The sequence below is a fragment of the Thermodesulforhabdaceae bacterium genome (genome assembly GCA_037482015.1).
Lineage (GTDB): Bacteria > Desulfobacterota > Syntrophobacteria > Syntrophobacterales > Thermodesulforhabdaceae > JAOACS01.
The window spans coordinates 1-575 of sequence record JBBFKT010000029.1 but is presented as its reverse complement, the minus strand read 5'-3'; the positions used below and the strand labels follow the sequence as shown (position 1 = coordinate 575).

Below are 575 nucleotides of genomic sequence, written 5' to 3'. Positions count from 1 at the left end.
TCCACCACCACATCAAATCCGCTGGCACAAAAATAGGCATAAACCACACTTGCGTAGTATCCTTCATAGCCCCCTATGTCGTTTCGTCTATACCAATCGTGCGGGATACTTGCGAAAAAACTATGAAAGATTTTTCTTATTCTCCCGAAGTCATTTTCTCTTATCGCTTCCCTTAAATAATGCTTGTTCTCTTCTTTGCTGTAATAGTCTTCAACAAGATAATCCAAAAGGCTGTTAGTAAAGCTAATTTCCACTTCCTTATTTGGAAAACTAAGAGTGTATATAATCGTTCCAAGCTCAACTTCTTTTCTCTTTATTGTCAAGTAACCGGTCTGAAAAAGGAGATTTTCAGGATTTATGCGATCCAGATCAAAGCTTTCTATGAGTTCGCCTCCCACTCTCAGTTTGGATAACCTGGGAAGGTAATACTTCCTTTCATACATGATTTTTATCAAAAACGCGGGAGTTCCTGTTTCGAACCAGTAGGGGCGAAATTCTCCTTCGGCAAGATACAGAAGAATATCAAAGGGGTTGTAAACCTTTTCCCCAAGCCAGGAATATCCGTCATACCAGCA

General features: G+C 40.0%; 1 protein-coding gene. It reads right to left on the bottom strand.

Annotated elements, in window-relative coordinates; genetic code table 11:
* A partial coding sequence (locus WHS38_12405) for a hypothetical protein (GenBank protein MEJ5301778.1) occupies positions 1 to 575 on the bottom strand: 575 nt, incomplete at both ends.